Source organism: Nocardia sp. NPDC003183, assembly GCF_053590715.1.
The window spans coordinates 261,732-281,685 of the sequence record NZ_JBSFTG010000006.1 but is presented as its reverse complement, the minus strand read 5'-3'; the positions used below and the strand labels follow the sequence as shown (position 1 = coordinate 281,685).

Below are 19,954 nucleotides of genomic sequence, written 5' to 3'. Positions count from 1 at the left end.
CGGGCGAAGGGATGACTGTTCTCGCACCGAACGTGGTGCCGCTGACGACGGTGTTGTCCGACACCGTCGCGGCGGCCCACGCCGCGGGCCGTGACGACCTGGTCGGGCGTCTGGAGAAGGTGGCCGTGCGGGTGCGCGACCCGCGGCACCGGATCGTCGTCACCGGTCAGCTCGGTCAGGGCAAGAGCAGGTTCGTGAACGCACTGCTCGGGTTGGATGTGTGCCGGGTCGGCGACGACGCGACCACCGTGTTGCCCCTGCAACTGTCCTACGGCGCGCAGCAGCGGGCGTACCTGGTGCTCACCGCGCCGGGTACCGACGAATCGCGGGTCGAGATCCCGTTCGACGAGATCGGAACCGTCGATACCCGCACGCCACTGGCGCAGGGCAGACAGGTTGTGCGGATCGAAGCCGAGCTGCCCAGTCAGCTGCTGGCCGACGGCATCGTCCTGATCGACACCCCTGGCGTCGGCGGCCACGGAAGTGCCGGCACCGCGGGCGTGCTCAGCCTGGCTGCGGCCGCCGACGCCGTGCTTGTGCTCTCGGATGCCTCCACCGAGCTCACCGAACCCGAACTCACCTTCGTCCGGCAGATCCGCGAAATGTGTCCCGTGGTCGCCGTTCTGCTCACCAAGACCGACCTCTACCCGCACTGGCGGCAGGTGCTGGAGGCCGACCGAGCCCATCTGACGCGCGCGGAAACCGATGTCGCCCTGATCCCGGTATCGGCGCTGCTGCGTGCGCACGCCCTGCGCTTGCAGGACGCGCAGCTGGGCCTGGAGTCCGGTTTCGGCGTGCTGTTCGGTTTCCTGCGCGATCGGGTCGTCGCCCGTGATCAGGCGGTCACGCGGCAGGCCGTGGCTCGTGAATTACATTCGGCGGCAGAGCATCTGGCGCTGGCGCTGGGCAGCGAGCTGGTGGCGCTGCGCGATCCGGCCGGTGGCGCGGCAGCGGTCAACGAGTTGCAGTCGGCGCGTGCGGCCGCCGAGGAGTTGCAGCGGCGCACCGCGAGCTGGCAGCAGACCCTCACCGACGGCATCACCGACCTCGTGGGCGACGTCGATCACGACCTGCGCGATCGTCTGCGCGGTATCGCCCGCACGGGCCAGGAGTGGATCGACGAGAACGACCCGGGCAGGCATTGGGGCGCGATCACGGAATGGCTGACCGGCTCCGTCGATACCGCCCTGGGCGACAACCTTCTGCTGACCCACCGCCGAGCCGAGCTGCTCGCCGAACGGATCGCGGGCCATTTCGCCGAGGTCGGCGCGGTCGATCTGCCGGAGGTGCACTCCGGGATGGACGACGAGAGCGGCCTGGCCACTTCGGGTTCCCTGGCCGATCTCGAGCCGGATATCGGCTTCACGAGCAAGGTGCTGGTCGGTATGCGCGGCTCCTACGGCGGCGTGCTGATGATCGGGCTCGCCACGACCTTCGCAGGCCTGGCCATGCTGAACCCGATCTCGCTCGGCGCGGGCCTGATCGTGGGCGGCAAGGCCTATCGCGACGACAAGTCGGCCCGGCTGGCGCGCCGCCGCGTCGAGGCCAACGGTGAGGTGCGCCGGTTCCTCGACGACGTGGCGTTCCAGGCAGCCAAGGACACCAAGGACCGGCTGCACCGCATCCACCGTGCGCTGCGCGACCACTTCGCCGGGGTGGCCGAGCGCAGCCTGCGGTCGATCGACGCTTCCCTGCGGGCCGCACAGGAGGCGGCGGCGATGGCCGCCACACACCGCGCCGAGCGCACCGTCGTGCTGGAACGCCAACTGCACGCGGTGGCCGAGTTGCGCCGCTACGCGGAATCGATGCAGATCGAACTGAGACGGGCCGACGGTACGGTATCTGGGTGACCCACCGTTTCGACACCGCCGCGCCCGGCGACCGGACCACACCGAGGATCCTGGCCGAAGCGCACGAGCTGATCGGCGCGGCGGCGCGGGCGTTCGGCCGCGACGAGTACGTGCGCGCGCTGCTGGCCGACTGCGAATACCGCTTGCGTGAGCCGCTGCGGGTCGCGCTGGCCGGTTCGATCAAGGCGGGCAAGTCGACGTTGCTGAACGCGCTGGTAGGCCAGGCCGTCGCCCCGACCGACGCCACCGAGTGCACCCGCGTCGTCACCTGGTACCGCGACGCCGCTACCCCCACGGTCACCGCGCACGCGGTCGACGGCTCGCGCGCGAATGTGATCGTGCGGCGCGGCAGCGGCGCGCACGGACTGACCTTCGACCTGAACGGTCTGAGCTGGGATGCGCGCGGTCCCCGGGCGGTGGACCATCTCGAGGTCGGGTGGCCGTCGGCCGCGTTGTCGCAGACCACGATCATCGACACCCCTGGCACGTCGTCGCTGTCGCGTGAGGTGTCGCTGCGCACCGCGCGACTGCTCACTCCCGCCGATGTCGAGGATGATTCGCGGGCCGCGCCGCTGTCGGTGTCCGGTGCCGATGCCGTTGTCTATCTGTTGCGCCGTCTCGATGCCGCCGACGTGCGTTTTCTCGAGCAGATCGGTGCGGGCGCCGGTGGTGCGGGGCCACTCGGTGTGATCGGGGTGGTGTCGCGCGCCGACGAGATCGGCTCCGGTCGTATCGACGCGCTGCATTCGGCTCGCGATGTCGCCGCCCGGTTCGCCGACGAGCTGGAGCGAACCGGCTTGTGCCAGGCGGTGATTCCGGTGGCCGGGCTGCTCGCGTTCGCCGCGGCGACCCTGCGACAGCCGGAGTTCGCGGCGTTCGAGGCGCTGTCCACGGTGCCCGCGGAGGATCTCGGGATCGCGTTGCTCTCGGCGGACCGATTTGCTCGCGCCGATGTCGCGCTGCCGGTCGATCCGGAACTGCGTGCGCAGCTGGTCGATCGCTTCGGTTTGTTCGGAATTCGCATGGCCACCATGCTGATTCGGCTCGGCGCCCGCGATTCTTCCGCGCTGGCGGCGGAATTGGCGGCTCGCAGCGGCATCGAGGAACTGCGCTCGGTCTTGGAGGTCCAATTCGGCCAGCGCGCTGAGGAATTGAAGGCGCATTCGGCGCTGAGCACGCTGGACCGGATCCTGGCCGCCTACCCCGGTACCGAAGCCGATCGCCTGCGGCCGCGCGTGCGTGCTCGGCTCGCCGATGTGCACGGTTTCACCGAACTCCGGCTGCTCGGGCGCCTGCGCACCGACGAATTGCCGTTGCCGCCACCGGTACTCGCCGACCTGTACCGCATGCTGGGCGGCGCCGGCGTGGCGGCGCATCTACGCCTCGGGCTGCCTGCGGAGGCCGACCCGAATTCGTTGCGTGCCACGGCGTTCTCCGCCGTCCGCACCTGGCGTGCCCGAGCGGCCCACCCGCTGGCCGACCGATCGACCGCCACTGCCTGCCGCGCCGCGGCCCGCAGCGCCGAGGGAATTCTGGCCGAGCTCCCTCAGTCGCGGACCACCTAGCCGGTCAGAGGAAGTAGGCGGTTCCCGAGGAGCTTCCGGTCCCGTACCCCAGGCTCTTCGCGAACTCCCGAATCGCGATCAACGCGTTCCCCACCGGCCCCGGGTCACTGCACGATCCCCCGACCGACGAGAACGTGCACCCGTCATCGGCCACGGCGACGCCGCTGTCGGCCACGGCGCTCCCGGCGGAGGCGACCATCCCCCCGCCGGTCAGGGCGGCGATCACGGCCACCCCGCCGAACGCCCGCTTCCACTGAACCTTGCCCATCGATGCACGCATGCTTCCGAAACTAGTGTCCGGCAAGACTGTTCGCAGCCCTATCGTTGCCCCGAATAATCGGGGCAACGAGCGCTGATCACTCACCCAGTGCCGGCACTACCTCCTCCGCGAGGTACTGCTCGATCCCGCGCCCGGCGCGCTGCGCCTGGATCACGGTGGCGCCGTGCTCCTGAGCCGCAGCCGTCAATTCCTTCCGGGACTCGGCTTCCACCCCACCTCCGATCACCAGCAGGCGAACCTGTTCACGCTCGAGGATCGCGAGCGCCTCGTCGTCGGTGGTCGACCCGAGGACGCGATATCCGAGCCCGCCCACATAGCCGAGCGCGGCATCGACAACTTCGCGCCCGCGCCCGACGGTCAGCAGATCAACTGTGTACATGTGCTTCCACCCTTCATGTTTCATACTGTGACGATTTCCGGCTCATCATCGAGCACGCGCTGTTCCAGCTTTGCCTCCTTCGGCAGTGCGAAGAATCCGAGACACACCAGCAGCAGCATCCCGGCGCCGTAGAACAGCGTGTACCGGAATGTCTGAGCGAAGTTCACCGCGTTGGCCTCGGTGCCCGCTTCCGCGAGTACGCGCGAAACCGCCGCGTCGCCAACAGGATTCGACTGACAACTAGGGGGTGTCACGGCCGGGTCCTCTTCCGCCGACCGGTCGTGCACGCATGCCGCGAACCCGGCCACGATCTGATCCTGGAGCTGTACCGGCATTCCTTCGAGGGCCAGCTCGGCCCGGATCTCGGGCGTCACTGCGGCCACCCCGAGATCGGAATCCCGGTCCAGCGCGGTGAAGAACAGCACGCCGACCAACGCGACGCCCAGCGCGGTTCCCAACTGCTGTCCCGTGTTCAGCAGTCCGGAAGCCGACCCCGCCTCCCGTACCGGCACTTGACCGAGCAGCAGGTCCAGCGTGGGCGCCACCACCATCCCGAACCCCGCACCGGTGATCACCAACGGCAGCGCCATCTGCCAGGAAGTGAACTCGCTCCCGTATCGCACACCCATCGCGCCGTAGAGCGCGAACCCCGTCGCATTCACCAGCGCCCCGGCCATCAACACCCGCCGTCCGTACCTGGCGGCCAGCACGCCGACCGAAAGCCCCGCTCCCACCCCGGCACCCACCGCGAACAGCGCCGAGGTGAGCCCGGCCCGCAGCGGCGACCACCCGAGTCCACCCTGCATGAACAACGTCCACACCAGGAAGAATCCACCCATGGCGATCCAGAAGAGCAGCCAGGTCCCCAGCCCGATCGCGAACGGCCGCGACCGGAACAGTCCGAGGTCGACCAGCGGCGAACGCCCCTTCCGCGCAAGGCCGCGCTCGTAGAACAGGAACCCGGCGAACACCGTGAGAGCCGCACCCATCATCACGAAAGTCCATGCGGGCCAGTCGAGTCGACGTCCTTCGGTCAACGGGTAGACCAGCAGCAGTACCGCGGATACCGACAGCGCCATGCCGACCGGGTCGAGCCGGGGCGGTCTGGCCGACTTCGAATCGCTCATCACGAACCATGCCGCGATGAACCCCGCGATGCCGACCGGAATGTTCACCAAGAAGATCGGCCGCCAAGCCAGCCCGAACAGGTCGGCCTGCACCAGCACGCCGCCGAGCGCGAGACCGACCGCGGAGGCCGACCCGCCGACACCGCTGTAGAGGGCAATCGCTTTGGCTCGCTCCTCCTTCGGGAATGTCGTCTGGATGATGGCCAGGATCTGGGGCACCATCAACGCTCCCATCGCACCCTGCGCGAAGCGGGAGCCGATGAGCACGGTGGGATCGGTGGCCAGCCCGCACGCCGCCGAGGCGATCGTGAAACCGGCCATGCCGGTGAGGAACACGCGTTTGCGACCGTAGATGTCGCCGAGTCGGCCGCCGGTGATCAGCACGGCGGCGAAGGCGAGAACGTAAGCCGCGATGATCCATTCGAGCTGCGAGTACTCGGCGTGCAGGTCGTTCCGGATGCTCGGCACGGCCACATTGACGATCGTCACGTCGAGTAGATCCATGAAGCCGGCGGCCAGCACCACCGCGAACGCGATCCAGCGCCGCGGATCCGGGGCGGGGGGAGTGGGGGAGGTAGTCACGAGAGTCTCTCTTCGAGTAGGGGACCTCCAAACTATGCACCTCGAGTGATTATCAATCAATAGGGCAATCATGAATGGTGCGTTAATCGGCGTATCGTAGGGGTGTGACCGACCCGACGCAGCTGTCGACCCACGCCGGATTCCTCCTCGGCCAACTGGGCTTCCATACCGCCTACCGCTTCAGCGATCTACTGGCGCCGCTGGGCATCAAGCCCCGCCACTTCGGCATGCTGAAACTCCTGAGCGCCCACGACGGCCGCACGCAGCAGGAACTCGGCGAGGCGCTGGAAATCCACCGCAATGTCATGGTCGGCCTGGTGGACGACCTGGAGAAACGCAACCTCGTGGAACGCCGCCGTCACCCCAGCGATCGGCGCGCGTACGCGCTCCACCTCCTGCCTGCCGCCCATGCCCTCCTGGCCCGAGCCGAGCAGCGGGTAGCTGAGTTGGACGCCGAACTCCTGTCTCCCCTGTCTCCCGAGGACCGCGCGCTCTTCCTCGATCTCCTGCGCCGAACCGCCGAGGGCAACGGCCTTCGTCCCGGCATCCATCCCGGCCTCACCCGATAGCCCGCCGATGGTCTTCGGACCGTCACGATCGCGCATCGGGGGCTGCAGTTGAGCGCACTCGTGGCAAGAATGGCTCGGGGGCCGGGAAATTTTTTCGGGTGGCGGGAATGAATCGCCGCAGCTACTGGTTGTGCTGATCAACAACATGAGCGGACCTGACTCAACTTCGGGTTGACTCACGGTGGATCTCGAAGGCAGGATTGAGCCCACTGCGCTCAGCGTTGCAATAACCGAACGTCAAACAGGAGGAAACCACTATGGCTCGTGCGGTCGGAATCGACCTCGGGACCACGAACTCCGTCGTCGCCGTGCTCGAAGGCGGCGAGCCGGTCGTCGTCGCGAACTCGGAAGGCTCGCGCACCACCCCCTCGATCGTCGCCTTCGCGAAGAACGGCGAGGTTCTCGTCGGTCAGCCCGCGAAGAACCAGGCGGTCACCAACGTCGACCGCACCATCCGCTCGGTCAAGCGCCACATCGGCACCGACTGGAACGTCGAGATCGACGACAAGAAGTACACGCCGCAGGAGATCTCCGCGCGCACGCTGATGAAGCTGAAGCGCGACGCCGAGGCCTACCTGGGCGAGGAGATCACCGACGCCGTGATCACCGTCCCGGCCTACTTCGAAGACGCCCAGCGTCAGGCCACCAAGGAAGCCGGCCAGATCGCCGGTCTCAACGTGCTGCGCATCGTCAACGAGCCCACTGCGGCCGCGCTCGCGTACGGCCTGGACAAGGGCGACAAAGAGCAGACCATCCTGGTCTTCGACCTCGGTGGCGGCACCTTCGACGTCTCGCTGCTGGAAATCGGCGAGGGCGTCGTCGAGGTCCGCGCGACCTCCGGTGACAACCACCTCGGTGGCGACGACTGGGACGAGCGCGTCGTGTCCTGGCTGGTCGACAAGTTCAAGGCGTCCTCGGGCATCGACCTGACCAAGGACAAGATGGCCATGCAGCGTCTGCGTGAGGCTGCCGAGAAGGCCAAGATCGAACTGTCCTCGGGCCAGAGCACCTCGATCAACCTGCCCTACATCACCGTCGACGCGGACAAGAACCCGCTGTTCCTCGACGAGCAGCTCACCCGCTCGGAGTTCCAGAAGATCACCTCTGATCTGCTGGATCGCACCCGCGCGCCGTTCCAGTCCGTGATCAAGGACTCGGGCCTGAACGTGGCCGATATCGACCACGTCGTGCTCGTCGGTGGCTCCACCCGCATGCCCGCCGTCTCCGAGCTGGTCAAGGAACTGACCGGCGGCCGTGAGCCGAACAAGGGCGTGAACCCGGACGAGGTCGTCGCCGTCGGCGCCGCACTGCAGGCCGGCGTGCTCAAGGGCGAGGTCAAGGACGTTCTGCTGCTCGATGTCACCCCGCTGTCGCTGGGCATCGAGACCAAGGGTGGCGTGATGACCAAGCTCATCGAGCGCAACACCACCATCCCCACCAAGCGCTCGGAAACCTTCACCACCGCTGACGACAACCAGCCTTCGGTGCAGATCCAGGTGTTCCAGGGTGAGCGCGAGATCGCCTCGCACAACAAGCTGCTGGGCTCCTTCGAGCTCACCGGCCTGCCCCCGGCCCCGCGCGGCGTGCCGCAGATCGAGGTCACCTTCGACATCGACGCCAACGGCATCGTGCACGTCACCGCGAAGGACAAGGGCACCGGCAAGGAAAACAAGATCAAGATCCAGGACGGCTCCGGTCTGTCCAAGGAAGAGATCGACCGCATGGTCGCCGATGCCGAGGCGCACGCCGCCGACGACAAGGCGCGCCGTGAAGAGGCCGAGACCCGCAACCAGGCCGAGTCGCTGGTGCACCAGACCGAGAAGTTCATCAACGAGCAGAAGCTGAGCGAGGGTGGCGCACAGGTCTCCGCCGATCAGCTGGCGAAGGTGGAGAACGCGGTCGCCGAGGCCAAGCAGGCGCTCGAGGGCACCGACATCTCCGCGGTGAAGTCGGCCGTGGAGAAGCTGGCCACCGAGTCGCAGGCCCTGGGCCAGGCGATCTACGAGGCCAGTGCCGCCGCCGACGCGCAGTCCGGCAACGGCGCGGGCCCCAGCCAGGCCGATGACGATCAGGTCGTCGACGCGGAGGTCGTGGACGAGCCGGTCGACACGGACAAGAAGTGACCGAGGCGAACTCCTCGGAGCAGGAGTTGGTCGAGGAAATCCTGGACGACACTGCGGACGAGAACGCGGAGGCCGCCCCGGCGGACTCCGCCCTCGACGCCGAAGTCGTCGAGCCGGAGCACGACGAGCTGGCCGAGCGCACGGCCGACCTGCAGCGGTTGACCGCGGAATACGCGAACTACCGCCGCCGGGTCGAGCGTGACCGGCAGGCCAACATCGATGCCGCCAAGGCGTCGGTGGTCACCGAATTGCTCGCGGTGCTGGACGATCTGGATCGGGCGAGGGCGCACGGCGACCTCGACTCCGGCCCGCTGAAGTCCGTCGCCGACAAGCTCGAGACCGCGCTCACCAAGCAGGGTCTGGTCGAATTCGGTTCCGCCGGTGACCCGTTCGACCCCACGCTGCACGAGGCAGTGCAGCACGAGGGTTCGGGCGCCGACCCGGTGATCGGCATCGTCATGCGCAAGGGCTATCGGTTCGGCGACCGGGTGCTTCGGCACGCGCTGGTCGGGGTAACCGATGCCGAGGCCGCGGGGGCATCGGATCCGGATGCCGGCGACAGTCAATAAGAACGCGAAAGGAGGAGATGCCCGGTGAGCCAACGGGAGTGGATCGAAAAGGACTTCTACAAGGAGCTGGGTGTCTCCTCCGGCGCCTCGCAGGACGAGATCAAGAAGGCCTACCGCAAGCTCGCCCGCGACCTGCACCCGGACTCCAACCCGGGTGACACCAAGGCCGAGGAGCGGTTCAAGTCCGTGAGCGAAGCCAATGCGGTGCTGTCGGATCCTGCCAAGCGCAAGGAGTACGACGAGACGCGCCGCATGTTCGCGGGCGGCGGCGGTGGCGGACGAGCCTACGGCGGCGGGTTCAATCCCGGTGCCGGCGGCGGCTTCTCGCAGGACTTCAACATCGGTGACATCTTCGGTCAGGCCGGTGGTACCGGCGCCGCGGGCGACGGCGGGCTCGGCGATCTGCTGGGCGGGCTGTTCAACCGGGGTGGCGGCGGTGGCCGGGCGGCGGCTCGTCCGCGCCGCGGCTCCGACGTGGAGACCGAGACGACCCTGGGTTTCCGTGAGGCCGCCCAGGGCGTCACCGTTCCGCTGCGGATGACGAGTCCCTCGCCGTGCACCACCTGTCACGGCAGCGGTGCCAAGCCGGGCACCAGCCCGCGCGTGTGCCCGCACTGCAATGGTGCGGGCGTGGTCAGCCGGAATCAGGGCGCGTTCGGTTTCAGCGAGCCCTGCGACGACTGTCGCGGCACCGGGTCGATCATCGACGACCCGTGCACCGATTGCTCGGGCACCGGTATCCAGAACCGCACCCGCACCATCACCGTCCGGATTCCTCCGGGCGTCAGTGACGGTCAGAAGATCCGGCTGGCCGGTCAGGGCGAGGCGGGTCTGCGCGGTGCGCCTTCGGGCGATCTGTATGTCACCGTGCACGTCAGCCAGGACAAGGTCTTCGGCCGCCAGGGCGACGACCTCACCCTGGTGCTCCCGGTGAGCTACAGCGAATTGGTACTGGGGACAACAGTTTCCGTACCGACGCTGGACGGCCGGGTCGGCGTGAAGGTGCCCCCGGGCACCGCCGACGGGCGTATCCTGCGAGTTCGCGGTCGTGGCGTGCCCAAGCGCGGCGCGGCGGGCGGCGCCGGTGACCTGCTGGTCACGGTGAAGGTCGCGGTGCCGCAATCGCTCGACTCCGACGCCACCGATGCGCTCAAGCGCTATCAGGAGGCGGAGAAGGCCAGTGGCTTCGAACCGCGTGCAGGATGGGCGGGTGCTTGATGATGTCCGATGATCCGAAGTCCGTTTCGGGTGCTACCGCGCGTGCCGAGTTCTTCATGATCTCGGTGGCGGCTCAGCTGGCGGGGATGCACGCGCAGACGTTGCGTACCTACGATCGGCTGGGTTTGGTCACCCCGCAACGGACCTCGGGTGGCGGACGCCGTTATTCGGCCCGCGACGTCGAGGTGCTGCGCGAGGTGCAGCGCCTGTCGCAGGACGAGGGCGTCAATCTCGCCGGCATCAAGCGCATCATCGAGCTCACCAATCAGGTGGAGGCGTTGCAGCAGCGCGTCGAGGAGATGAGCGCGGAGATGGAGCGGTTGCGGGCGGGCTACCGGCCCGATCTGTCGCCGCCCGCGCGCAGTACCGCGCTCGTGGTGTGGCAGCCACGGCATCGGCGCTGAGTCGTCTTCGATTCGACGAGCCTCCGGTTCGCCCATCCGCTGTGGTGGATGCGAGCCGGGGGCTCGTTCGTCTCCGGTCAACCCCCGGCGACCGGCTGGTGACTCTCCAGCAACTCACTTATTCGTGATCTTGCTGATCGGAAGTCGCGTCGCGGCGCGCTGAGGTGGGGATTTATCACCGTGGACGTCCAAAAGTTTGCTGTCCGGATGCTGAATTCGGACCAATCGGAAGGCAATTCGCTCCCGGTTACCAGCCACTCCGGTGCGCCTACCATGCGTGTCATGGCTCGGCGCGCCGGTTTGCCGCATGCGGTCGACGTAGCGGAAGGGTCGCTCTACCAGGGCCATTGGTCACCAATTGTCTGATATTCCTGGTGGTTTCGAGAATCGTGAGCGGCTGTTCACCCGCAATTAACGGGCTTGAGGTATGTTTTCATGAGAAACTACTGGGAACCGCCTGGTATTTCGCGAATTACATGCGTGATGTTTAAGAGTACGATTCCTAAGCTGGCAAACCTCGCCTAGACTTCTCGCATCGGCTGCTGACGAGTGTCCTCCCAGCCCGTCACTCGCCGGCGCGGCTAGCGTTCGATGGCGAAACGAGGTTGTGACACATATGGATTCGCGGACTGTCGCTTTGATCCGTACTACGTTCAAGGCGGTTGCTGCGGAAGAAGGTGGACCCGAGAAGCTGTCGAGGTCGTTCTACTCGATCCTCTTCACGGACTACCCCGGTGTCCGCGACTACTTCCCGGCTGCCATGGATTCCCAGCGCGACCGGCTCGTCACGGCGATCTCCTACGCCCTCGACCGGCTGGAGGAGCCCGACAAGCTGCTGCCGTTCCTGGCCCAGCTCGGTCGCGACCATCGCAAATACGGCGTGCAACCGGCGCACTATGTGGCCGTGGCCAACTCGCTGAAATCCGCCATGCGCTTGTTCGCCGGTGCGGAGATGTGGACCGACGAGGTCGCCAGCGCGTGGGACGAAGGTCTGGCCACCATCAGCGGCGCGATGATCAGCGCCGCCGACAAGGAGACCACCCCGGCTACCTGGACGGGCACCGTCGTCGAACATCGCGAGGTGCTGCGCAATCTCTCGATCGTCCGGGTCCAGCTCGACGTGCCGATGCAGTACGCCGCCGGTCAGTACCTCAGCGTGCAGATCCCCTCGCGGCCACGGATGTGGCGCTATCTCTCACCCGCGAACCCGGCCAATCCCAACGGCGAGATCGAGTTCCACGTTCGCGGCGTGCTCGGCGGGTGGGTCAGCCCCGCCATGGTCGCGCACACCGCCGTCGGTGATCAGTGGGCGCTCGGCTCGCCGCTCGGCGGTCTCGGCGTACCGCGCAACACCAAACGCAAGATGCTGATGGTCGGTTGTGGCACCGGCATCGCCCCCCTGCGCGCGCAGATCATGGCGATGGCCCAGCGCCGGGTCAACCCGAAGGTGCACCTGTTCGTCGGCGGCCACCACCCCTGCGATCTCTACGACCTCCAGGTCCTGAGCCAACTCGCCATCGCCAACAAATGGCTCACCGTCACCCCCGTCACCGAGAGTGACGAAAACCCCTGGTGGTACTACGACTCCGGCGACCCCCAGCCGGATCTACCCGGCCTGGAACCCCGCATGACCGGCCAAATCGGCAAGGTCGTCGCCAGCTACGGCCCCTGGGCAGACCGCGACGTCCAAATCGTCGGCTCCCCCTCGATGGTCCAGACCACCAAGTTCCGCCTGATGGCGGCCGGTACCCAAGCCCAGTCGATCCGCCACGACCCCTTGTTCTGACCCGCGGGCTTGCCGCGAGCCCGTGGTCCTCAGGCGCCTTCGGAGATGATGTTGGCCGGGGGAGTTCCCGCTTCGATCAGACGGTCGACGGTGGTGCGGACCATCGCGGGCGAACCGCAGACCAGGACTTGGTGTTTGGTGAACGGGCCGTGGGCTGCGGCGACGTCAGCGAGGGTGCCGTGGAGCATTTCCTCGAGTCCGAAGCCCACGTCGGAGCGGGTCTGCTCGTGCCATTCATCGCGCACCGCAGGATCTTCCGGGCTTTCGACAACCGGAATGACCGAAAGCCACGGCAATTCGCCCGACAGCAGGAACAGCATGTCGTTGGCGTAGAGGTCGCGGGGTGAGCGGCCACCGAAGAACAGGTAGGTGCGCGGCGGAGTGTCACGACGGGCCAGGTCCAGGATCTGAGCGCGCATCGGCGCCAGCCCGGTACCGCCGGCGATCATCACCACCTCGACAGCGTCGGGATCGACCGCGAAAACCCCGTGGGGGGCGTTGATTCGCCACTGATCACCGGGTTTGGTGTCGGCGACGATGGAACTCGAACACCACCCGCCGGGCACCGTGCGCACATGGAACTCGAGCTTGCCGTCCAGCGAGGGCGGCAGCGCGGGGGAGAACCGCCGCCGCACCCCCGGATGCTGCGGCACCTCGACCTCCACCGAACCGCCCGCCTCGAACGGCACGAAATCGCCGATCAGCCGGATCACGGCGAGGTCGTGGCGCAGGCGGTGGTGACCGACGACGGTCGCCGTCCAGGCGGGGTCAGGAAAAGCGTTGCTCATCAGCCTCTTTCGCGATGTCGCGGGCGGGTTCAGACGGGGTCGGCGGCGATGATCTCGAGCGGTGTACCGGCCCGCTGGAGCGCGTAACGGGTGTTGGCGATCATCGACGGCGATCCCGCGATCTGGATCTGACGATCCGACCACGCGCCGAAGCTGGTCACCACCGCTCCCAGATTACCGACCAGGCGGCGCGGCATGCCCATCGGCGTCGCACCCGAATCCTGGGGATACCACCAGGGATTGGTGTGTTCCTCGCACACCGGCACCACGGTCAACCACGGATTGGACTGCGAGAGCTGCCACATGTTGTCCACGTCGTAGAGGTCGCCGGGATAGCGCCCGCCGATGAAGAAGTGCACGCGCGGATTGATCCCGCGCTGGCTCATCTCGATCAGCTGTGCCCGCAACGGCGCGATGCCCGTGCCGGAGCCGATCATCAGCACATCGCGGCCCGACTCCCGGTCCACGTGCAACCCACCGAGCGGCCCGGCGATCTTCCACCGGTCCCCGACCTTGGTGTCGTTGACGATCGCCGGGCTCACCCAGCCGCCACTGATCCGCCGCACATGGAATTCGATCTCGCCATACGGGTTCGCGGGGATGGCGGGGGAGAAGTAGCGCCACATATTCGGCCGCTGCGGCACCGCGACCGGCACATACTGTCCGGCCTTGAACGGAATGGGTCCGTCGGCCTGTAATCGCACGATCGCCAGATCGTCGAGCACCCGCCGGTGACCCACCACGGTCGCGTCCCAGTACGGCTGCGAGGTGTCCTCGTTGGCGCCGATCGCCATCGACGCCGAGATCAGCAGCGTGATGTCACGCCAGCCCTCATCGAGTTCTCTGGTCCAGCGATTGCCGTGGAAGGTTCGCAGCGCCGCGAGCAGCGCGCGTCCGGCCAGATCGTAGTGGTCGGCCTCGACCCCGTACTTGCGATGGTCGCGGGCGAGTTGCTCGAGGAAGCGCTGGGCGCGTTCGAAGTCCTCGAGATGGTCGAGGACGAACTGTACCGCCGTCGTGATCCGCTTGGCCTGCATGTCCATGGCAGGCGGAAACAGCTCACGCAACCTCGGATCCTGCGCGAACAGGTGACCGTAGAAAGCGCTGATCAGCCGCTCGGACCCACCGGGTGTCTCCGACACCCCGCGGAAATCGGCGCGGACCAGCGCAAGCGAACGCGCATCCACGTCGTCAAGCTCCATTTCTCTGCAATTGCCGCAATGTGGCTCACCCGTCGGTGCCGCCGTCCCCAGTATCCCCCGAAACCGTCGTCTCGGTGCAGGGATGCTCGTCACGCCCGTTCCCAGCCGCACGGATCGTAAACCCCACGTCTGCGATCAGCACGATCTCCCCATCATCGATACGCGTCGGTGATCTTGCGGGTCGCGCGCGAAGGTGCGTGAGAATCGAAGGATGGCGAGCGACAACTTCATGGAGATTCACGATCCCGAACTTCTGGCCAGGGGTGAACGGGTTCTCGGGGCCGAGTTCACGGCGATGCACGAGCGAGTTCTGCAGGTCAGCGCGTTGACGTCCCGTCTCAACGGTCTGCCCTTCGACGACGAGACCGGAAAGGCGGCGCTGCTGGGGGAGATCCTCGGCCGTCCGCTCCCCGCGGGTCTCACGATCTACCCGCCGTTCTATACCGATCACGGTCTGAACCTGGACCTGGCCGAGCGTGTGTTCATCAATCAGGGCTGCACGTTCCTCGACTACGCCGGAATCCGGTTGGGCCGGGGCGTGATGGTCGGCCCGAAGGCCACCTTCATCACCATGGGCCATCCCGTCGATCCGGAGGAACGGCGCCGATTCCTCACCGGTGCGCCGATCGACGTGGCGGACAACGTGTGGATCGGCGCGGGCGCGATGATTCTGCCCGGCGTCAGCATCGGTCGCGACGCGGTGATCGCCGCGGGTGCGGTCGTCGCGGACGACGTCCCGGCGAACAGCTTGGTGGCCGGTTCCAAGGCGGCTGTGCGTCGACGCTGGTAGTTCGGCCGTCGTGTTGCCCACGGAACGCCTGCGCTGACACCGCGTCAGCCGGTGACCTTCTGCACCGCCGCCTGCCGTGCCCCTTCGTCGACCTCCCCGATCTCGAACCCCTTGCCCACGATGTGCTGGACCAGCGCGGCCTCCGGCGGCAGCCCGTACTTGCGCAGGTAGTAGGGAACAGCGCCCGGCCAGACGAACGCGCCGTCGGTGTGGAAGTTCAACGGCACGTCGCGCTGGGTGGGGTCGAACTCGTCGGCGTCGTGGCCGCGGGCGCTCAGAATCACCGGCGCGTGCTCGAGGTAGGACAGCACCTGATCCTGGATATCGGAGTCCACCGCCGACCGGTTCACCACCGGTTTGCCCTCGGGATTGCGCCCGTCGAACGGCGCCGAAAGTCGAAGTTCGCTCATGCTCCGACAACTTACGCGGCCCCGGCTCTGGTCGGTTGACCGTGCTAATGTGCCTGGTCAAGGCAGTACTCGGCCGGAAGGGGTGGGGATGAAACGCGCAGGTACGGCGATGGTGGTTGCCGGTTTGGCGGTTGTCGGGCTGGTCGGGTGCGACTCGGGGGAGTCGACGTCGAAGGGGGCGACGACCACGGCCAAGCCGGTGTTGTGGAATCCGTGCACGGAGATTTCGGATGCTGCGTTGACGGAGGCTGGGGTTGATCCGGCTACGGAGGAGAAGGGTGTCGCGGGGGTTCCGCAGTCGGGGTGGGAGATCTGTGGATGGGAAGGTTCCAGCTACGCCCTGACCGTCTATACGACAGACAAGCCGGTCAGCTATTTCGAGCAGAAGCCGGGGAACATCAACTTCGCCGACGTCACCATCGCGAATCGGCAGGGGCGCCAATTTCGGGTACAGGGTGACACTCGAAACCTATGGTGCGATGTTGTCTTCCCGTCCGAACAGGGTGTCGTTCAGCTCGCGGTTGGTAATTCGGCAATCGCCGACGGACCGTTGGAGGACCCATGTGTCTACCTCCAGCGCGCCGGCGCCCTGCTAGTGCCGACGTTCCCGAAGTAGGGGCTGGGAATGGCGGGCGATACCCCATACAGCCAGTTGGTCGGTCAGGCGAGGGCCGGTGAGGTCTACCTGAACGACGAGGCTGCCGCATTCCACATGTTCAAGGCCTGCGATACGCGACTAGCCGACCTCCAGAAGCTGATCGGTGTCACCCAGCGCGTGCAGAACGTCACCGGGTTCGGTGATTTCGACATTGCCAGGCAGCTCGAGGCCAAATTCCGCGCTCAAGCAGTCGGCGAGCCGAACTCGATCTACGAGGTCATTCTCCAGGACATCGAGGCGGTGAAGCAGTTGCGCGAGGTCTTCTCCATCTCCTTCAAACGCATTGCGGGCAAAGACATCGAGAACGCCAACGCTCTCGACTACGTCACTGGGCAGGTGAGCTGAATGACCGGCATGCAGAGCATCAGCGGCGTCGACCTACTCGGTAACCTCCGAAACTTCGTCATGTCCCCGTTCTCGGGCGACGACGGAGAACTCGACAGCTCCGAAATCGCTGATATCCAGAACCAGTACAACACCCAGCGTGATCGCAACCGCCAGAAGGCCGGCGATCTCGGTTTCGACGGTGACTACCGCCCGACTGTGGTGACGAGGAACGACCTGTTCCCCGGCACCGTCGAGGAGCTGCGCGCCAAGGTCGACAAGATCGATCTCAACGCTGTCAACGACCTGATCGGCGCCTGGAACGAAATCTCCACGCGCAACAGCACTTCCCTGGACGAGTTCGGCAAGCAAATAGCACGGGGCATGTCCCCCGACGTCTGGGCAGGTTCCGCAGCGAACGCGGCAGCGCAAACTGTTGCGGCATATGACGCTACGGGAAAAAAGGTCACCACCGCCGCCGCGCTCACCAGCACCAAACTGGACGAACTCCGCACCGGCCTCGAACCGACAAAACGCCTCGTCCCCCACGAGCCCGAGCACCGCAGCGGTCTCGACAATGTCGGAGCCCTGCTCACCGGCCGTGGGTGGCGCAATGATGATGTCGCGCAGGAGAACGCGCGAGTCGAAGCCGTGCGCATCCTCCAAACCGTCTACGCCCCGGTCATTTACGAGTCCGACAACAAAGTCCCGGTGATCCCCATCCCGAAGACCGTCGAAGACGGCGGCGGCGAGCCTGAAAAAAAGAGCAGCACAACACAATCCACCACTCAGGGTTCTACTACGCAGCCCACTACCCAGGCGACGACGACGCAGCCCACCACCCCGGCGTCGACCACTCCCACCACCGAACCGGACGACACCGACGACTCCACAGACGATTCGACCACCCCCGAATCGACCACTCCCGAGTCGACGGAGCCGGGCTCGACCACCCCCGCCTCGACCACCCCGAGCTCGACCGTCCCCGGTTCGGGCTCGCCGTCCGGATCGCCGAGCGGCGCAGGCTCGCCCGGCGGTGGGTCGCCGGGTTCGGGCACGCCGGGCGCGGGAACGCCGGGTGGTGCGGTGGCCGGAAGCCCCACCTCTACCGGCGGCGCCGGGGGCCGTGGCACCGGCGCGGGCACAGCGGGCCGTTCCGGTATGCCCGGCATGATGAGCCCCGGCGCGGGCAAGGGTGGCGGCAAGGACGACGAATCGACCAAGGGAATCCCCGACTACCTCATCACTCAGGAGAACGGTGACGAACTCACCGGTCTGGACACCCTGCCCAAGATGGTCCCGCCGGTCATCGGCGCCGACTAGTCGCCGATCCTGATGGAACAGAGTAGATCTCCCGTGCGTACCTGGCATTTCACCGCGTTAGATTTCCGCACCCTGTGGGAAGCCGCGGGCCGCGACGTCCTCCCGTACCCACTGCATCACCGCCATACCGACGTCGAAACCCACGCCGAGGTCCTGCGCCTGCGCAGCAAGGCCGCGGAGAACCTGATGGCCGAGTTCGACAGTGATCTCGACCGTGCCATGGCCGCCCTGCTCGCCCCGCACGCCCGCGTCGAAGTGGCGGGAGCGTCCAAGGGCGTCAAAACGATCCGGGCCCACGGCGGCGCCCGCGATACTTACGCCTCCCTCGCCGTCCAAGCCCCCGGCGACGAGACCAACCCCGGCGACATCACCCTCCACCTTTTCGACCCGGACGCACTGGCCGCCGCCGTCCTGTCCACCCTCCCCAAAGTCGCGCCCGGCAAGGGCCGCGAAATCCGGGTCACCGCAGCGGAACTCGCGGCCCCTCGCCCGCACGTCCGCGACCGCTGGAACCCCACCCCCCGGGAACAACTCGAATCTTTCCTGGCCAAACCCACCACCACCCTCACCCACATCGGCGTCTACGCCCACGGCAGCGTCGACAACCGCCACACCGAAGGCCGCGACGACTTCCAACTCCACGACATCCCCGGCGACGGCCGCTACGTCTTCTACGGCGAAACCACCTTCATCGCCAAACCCACCACCCCCGCCCGAATCCAATCCACCCTCGCCACCATCCTCACCACCACGGCCACCAAGGCCCGCACCGGCACGTATCTCCCCCGCTGAGCCGGTCAGCGCCGACCGGGTCGCATCGCCGCCGTCGCTTCGCGAAGTGCGCGTTGGATATTGCCGCATTACCAAACGCCAGGAAGCTGTCGGCCGCCCGTGGATCAGATGGCGAGGACGGTTTTTCCGCGTGCGCTGCCCTGGCCGAGGACGGCGGGAGCGGCCTCCAGTGGGACCGTCATCTGCACCGGCACCACCACATCACCGGCGGATACCCGGGACAGCAGGCGGCTCAATTCTGGTGAGCGGCCTTTGGATTCGAAGTTTCCGCCGGTGATGTCGCGGTCGCGCAACATGGCTTCGTCGGCTGCCCAGATCGTCGAGTAGGCGTGTCCGCCGCGCCGGACGAGCGTGGCGTGCGAGGCGAAATCGCCTGCTGAGCTGACCAGGTCGAACAGGACGTCGATGCCGTCGGGGTGGGTGAAGCGCACGGCGTCGGTGATGCTCGAGTCCTGGCGGGTGGCCGGGTCCGGATCGTCGACATTCGGGTCGGCGGGGCGGATCTGGGTGTAGTCGACAGTCTCGGCCGCGCCGAGGCGCGCGACCTGGTCGGTGGCGTCGCCGCGGGCGGTCGCGATCACATGGCCGCCGGCGATATTGGCCAGCTGGACGAGGAAGGAACCCACACCGCCGGTCGCGCCGACGATCAGCACTGTCTGGCCGGGCTGGATATGCGCGGCGTCCACCAGATCCTGGGCTGTCACGCCGGCGACCGGCAGCGCCGCCGCGGCCACCGTGGTGACGCCGTCGGGGATGGGGACGAGGGTCGCGTCCTCGGGGACCGTGGCGTACTGCGCCCAACTGCCGTGTCCCGCAGGCGCGGTCAGGAATTTGCCGACCACCTTGTCGCCGACCTTGAACTTGGTGACGCCCGTGCCGATCGCCGAGACGGTGCCCGCGCCGTCGACGCCGAGGATCATCGGGAAGTCGGTGGGCATCTTGCCCTCCAGGATGCCGTCGGCCATTTTCAGGTCGAACGGGTTGACCCCGGCCGCGTCGAGCGCCACTTGAACCTCGCCGGGACCCGCGTCGGGTACCGGGACATCGGCGAGCTCGGGTGTGGCGCCGAACTTCTGAACCACGATCGCGCGCATGGGGGTGAACTCCTCGCATCGGGGGTGAGCCGGGCATCGCAATCCTAGGCGGATAGCCGTTCGACATGCGGTGATTGGTCGTCTTCGGTGGTGTCGCGGCGTACCGTGAAGCGCGGATTCG

The 19,954-nt window shown here is 67.0% G+C and carries 20 protein-coding genes; 13 read left to right on the top strand and 7 right to left on the bottom strand.

The features are described 5' to 3' along the window. The first annotated feature begins 11 nt into the window (after positions 1-11). Both ACWDXS_RS21105 and ACWDXS_RS21100 read left to right on the top strand, forming a co-directional pair. Positions 12-1,850 carry a dynamin family protein gene (locus tag ACWDXS_RS21105; RefSeq protein ID WP_387445399.1) on the top strand — a complete coding sequence of 613 codons (1,839 nt, stop codon included), beginning with the start codon at positions 12-14 and terminating at the stop codon, positions 1,848-1,850. Beyond that, a complete protein-coding gene (locus ACWDXS_RS21100; RefSeq protein WP_387445401.1) occupies positions 1,847-3,415 on the top strand; it encodes a dynamin family protein in 1,569 nt (522 codons plus the stop codon). The genes ACWDXS_RS21105 and ACWDXS_RS21100 overlap by 4 nt, the downstream gene beginning before the upstream one ends. A gap of 4 nt (positions 3,416-3,419) precedes the next feature. Here ACWDXS_RS21100 and ACWDXS_RS21095 read toward each other — a convergent pair whose 3' ends face one another. The 3 genes from ACWDXS_RS21095 to ACWDXS_RS21085 all read right to left on the bottom strand — a co-directional run bounded on the left by ACWDXS_RS21095 (position 3,420) and on the right by ACWDXS_RS21085 (position 5,783). Beyond that, positions 3,420-3,695, bottom strand: a complete 276-nt coding sequence (locus ACWDXS_RS21095) for a hypothetical protein (protein WP_378995824.1) — start codon at positions 3,693-3,695, stop codon at positions 3,420-3,422. Positions 3,696-3,771: 76 nt separating this feature from the next. After that, entirely contained in the window at positions 3,772-4,074 is a 303-nt protein-coding gene (locus ACWDXS_RS21090; protein WP_387445403.1) for a hypothetical protein, read from the bottom strand. 20 nt (positions 4,075-4,094) lie between these two features. After that, positions 4,095-5,783 (bottom strand): MFS transporter, encoded by a 1,689-nt coding sequence (locus ACWDXS_RS21085; RefSeq protein ID WP_449967932.1) that lies wholly within the window; start codon positions 5,781-5,783, stop codon positions 4,095-4,097. A gap of 104 nt (positions 5,784-5,887) precedes the next feature. On the opposite strand from ACWDXS_RS21085, the gene ACWDXS_RS21080 reads away from it, so the two are divergent. From ACWDXS_RS21080 to ACWDXS_RS21055, 6 genes are all read left to right on the top strand, one after another. Beyond that, positions 5,888-6,352, top strand: a complete 465-nt coding sequence (locus tag ACWDXS_RS21080) for a MarR family winged helix-turn-helix transcriptional regulator (protein ID WP_378995830.1) — start codon at positions 5,888-5,890, stop codon at positions 6,350-6,352. Between the two features lie 257 nt (positions 6,353-6,609). Beyond that, a complete protein-coding gene (dnaK, locus tag ACWDXS_RS21075) occupies positions 6,610-8,475 on the top strand; it encodes a molecular chaperone DnaK (RefSeq protein ID WP_378995832.1) in 1,866 nt (621 codons plus the stop codon). Beyond that, positions 8,472-9,044: a nucleotide exchange factor GrpE gene (gene grpE / locus ACWDXS_RS21070; RefSeq protein WP_449967927.1), complete on the top strand. Its 573-nt coding sequence runs from the start codon at positions 8,472-8,474 to the stop codon at positions 9,042-9,044. Before dnaK ends, grpE begins: the two co-directional genes overlap by 4 nt. A gap of 24 nt (positions 9,045-9,068) precedes the next feature. Continuing rightward, a complete protein-coding gene (dnaJ, locus tag ACWDXS_RS21065) occupies positions 9,069-10,262 on the top strand; it encodes a molecular chaperone DnaJ (RefSeq protein WP_378995836.1) in 1,194 nt (397 codons plus the stop codon). Positions 10,263-10,264: 2 nt separating this feature from the next. After that, complete coding sequence (locus ACWDXS_RS21060; RefSeq protein WP_378633530.1) at positions 10,265-10,666, top strand: heat shock protein transcriptional repressor HspR; 402 nt, start codon at positions 10,265-10,267, stop codon at positions 10,664-10,666. 616 nt (positions 10,667-11,282) lie between these two features. Beyond that, positions 11,283-12,452, top strand: a complete 1,170-nt coding sequence (locus ACWDXS_RS21055; RefSeq protein WP_378995838.1) for an FAD-binding oxidoreductase — start codon at positions 11,283-11,285, stop codon at positions 12,450-12,452. 29 nt (positions 12,453-12,481) lie between these two features. Here ACWDXS_RS21055 and ACWDXS_RS21050 read toward each other — a convergent pair whose 3' ends face one another. Further along, positions 12,482-13,240, bottom strand: a complete 759-nt coding sequence (locus ACWDXS_RS21050; protein ID WP_378995840.1) for an FAD-binding oxidoreductase — start codon at positions 13,238-13,240, stop codon at positions 12,482-12,484. 29 nt (positions 13,241-13,269) lie between these two features. After that, a complete protein-coding gene (locus ACWDXS_RS21045) occupies positions 13,270-14,427 on the bottom strand; it encodes an FAD-binding oxidoreductase (RefSeq protein WP_378995843.1) in 1,158 nt (385 codons plus the stop codon). A gap of 226 nt (positions 14,428-14,653) precedes the next feature. Between ACWDXS_RS21045 and ACWDXS_RS21040 the strand changes: the two genes are divergently transcribed. Next, a complete protein-coding gene (locus tag ACWDXS_RS21040) occupies positions 14,654-15,232 on the top strand; it encodes a DapH/DapD/GlmU-related protein (RefSeq protein WP_379313340.1) in 579 nt (192 codons plus the stop codon). 44 nt (positions 15,233-15,276) lie between these two features. Here ACWDXS_RS21040 and ACWDXS_RS21035 read toward each other — a convergent pair whose 3' ends face one another. Beyond that, positions 15,277-15,642, bottom strand: a complete 366-nt coding sequence (locus ACWDXS_RS21035) for a hypothetical protein (RefSeq protein ID WP_378995847.1) — start codon at positions 15,640-15,642, stop codon at positions 15,277-15,279. An 88-nt stretch (positions 15,643-15,730) separates the two neighbouring features. Here ACWDXS_RS21035 and ACWDXS_RS21030 point away from each other — a divergent pair, with 88 nt between their 5' ends. Genes ACWDXS_RS21030 through ACWDXS_RS21015 form a run of 4 tightly spaced genes read left to right on the top strand, consistent with a single transcriptional unit; the run spans position 15,731 to position 18,739 of the window. After that, a complete protein-coding gene (locus tag ACWDXS_RS21030; RefSeq protein ID WP_449967920.1) occupies positions 15,731-16,258 on the top strand; it encodes a DUF3558 domain-containing protein in 528 nt (175 codons plus the stop codon). A gap of 9 nt (positions 16,259-16,267) precedes the next feature. Next, on the top strand, positions 16,268-16,645 hold the full coding sequence (locus ACWDXS_RS21025; RefSeq protein WP_449967917.1) for a hypothetical protein: 378 nt from the start codon (positions 16,268-16,270) through the stop codon (positions 16,643-16,645). After that, positions 16,646-17,947: a hypothetical protein gene (locus tag ACWDXS_RS21020; RefSeq protein ID WP_449967914.1), complete on the top strand. Its 1,302-nt coding sequence runs from the start codon at positions 16,646-16,648 to the stop codon at positions 17,945-17,947. Between the two features lie 33 nt (positions 17,948-17,980). After that, positions 17,981-18,739 (top strand): ESX secretion-associated protein EspG, encoded by a 759-nt coding sequence (locus ACWDXS_RS21015; protein ID WP_449967911.1) that lies wholly within the window; start codon positions 17,981-17,983, stop codon positions 18,737-18,739. Between the two features lie 104 nt (positions 18,740-18,843). Here ACWDXS_RS21015 and ACWDXS_RS21010 read toward each other — a convergent pair whose 3' ends face one another. Beyond that, positions 18,844-19,833, bottom strand: coding sequence for an NADP-dependent oxidoreductase (locus tag ACWDXS_RS21010; protein ID WP_449967908.1), 990 nt, complete (start codon positions 19,831-19,833; stop codon positions 18,844-18,846). Positions 19,834-19,954 lie beyond the last annotated feature (121 nt).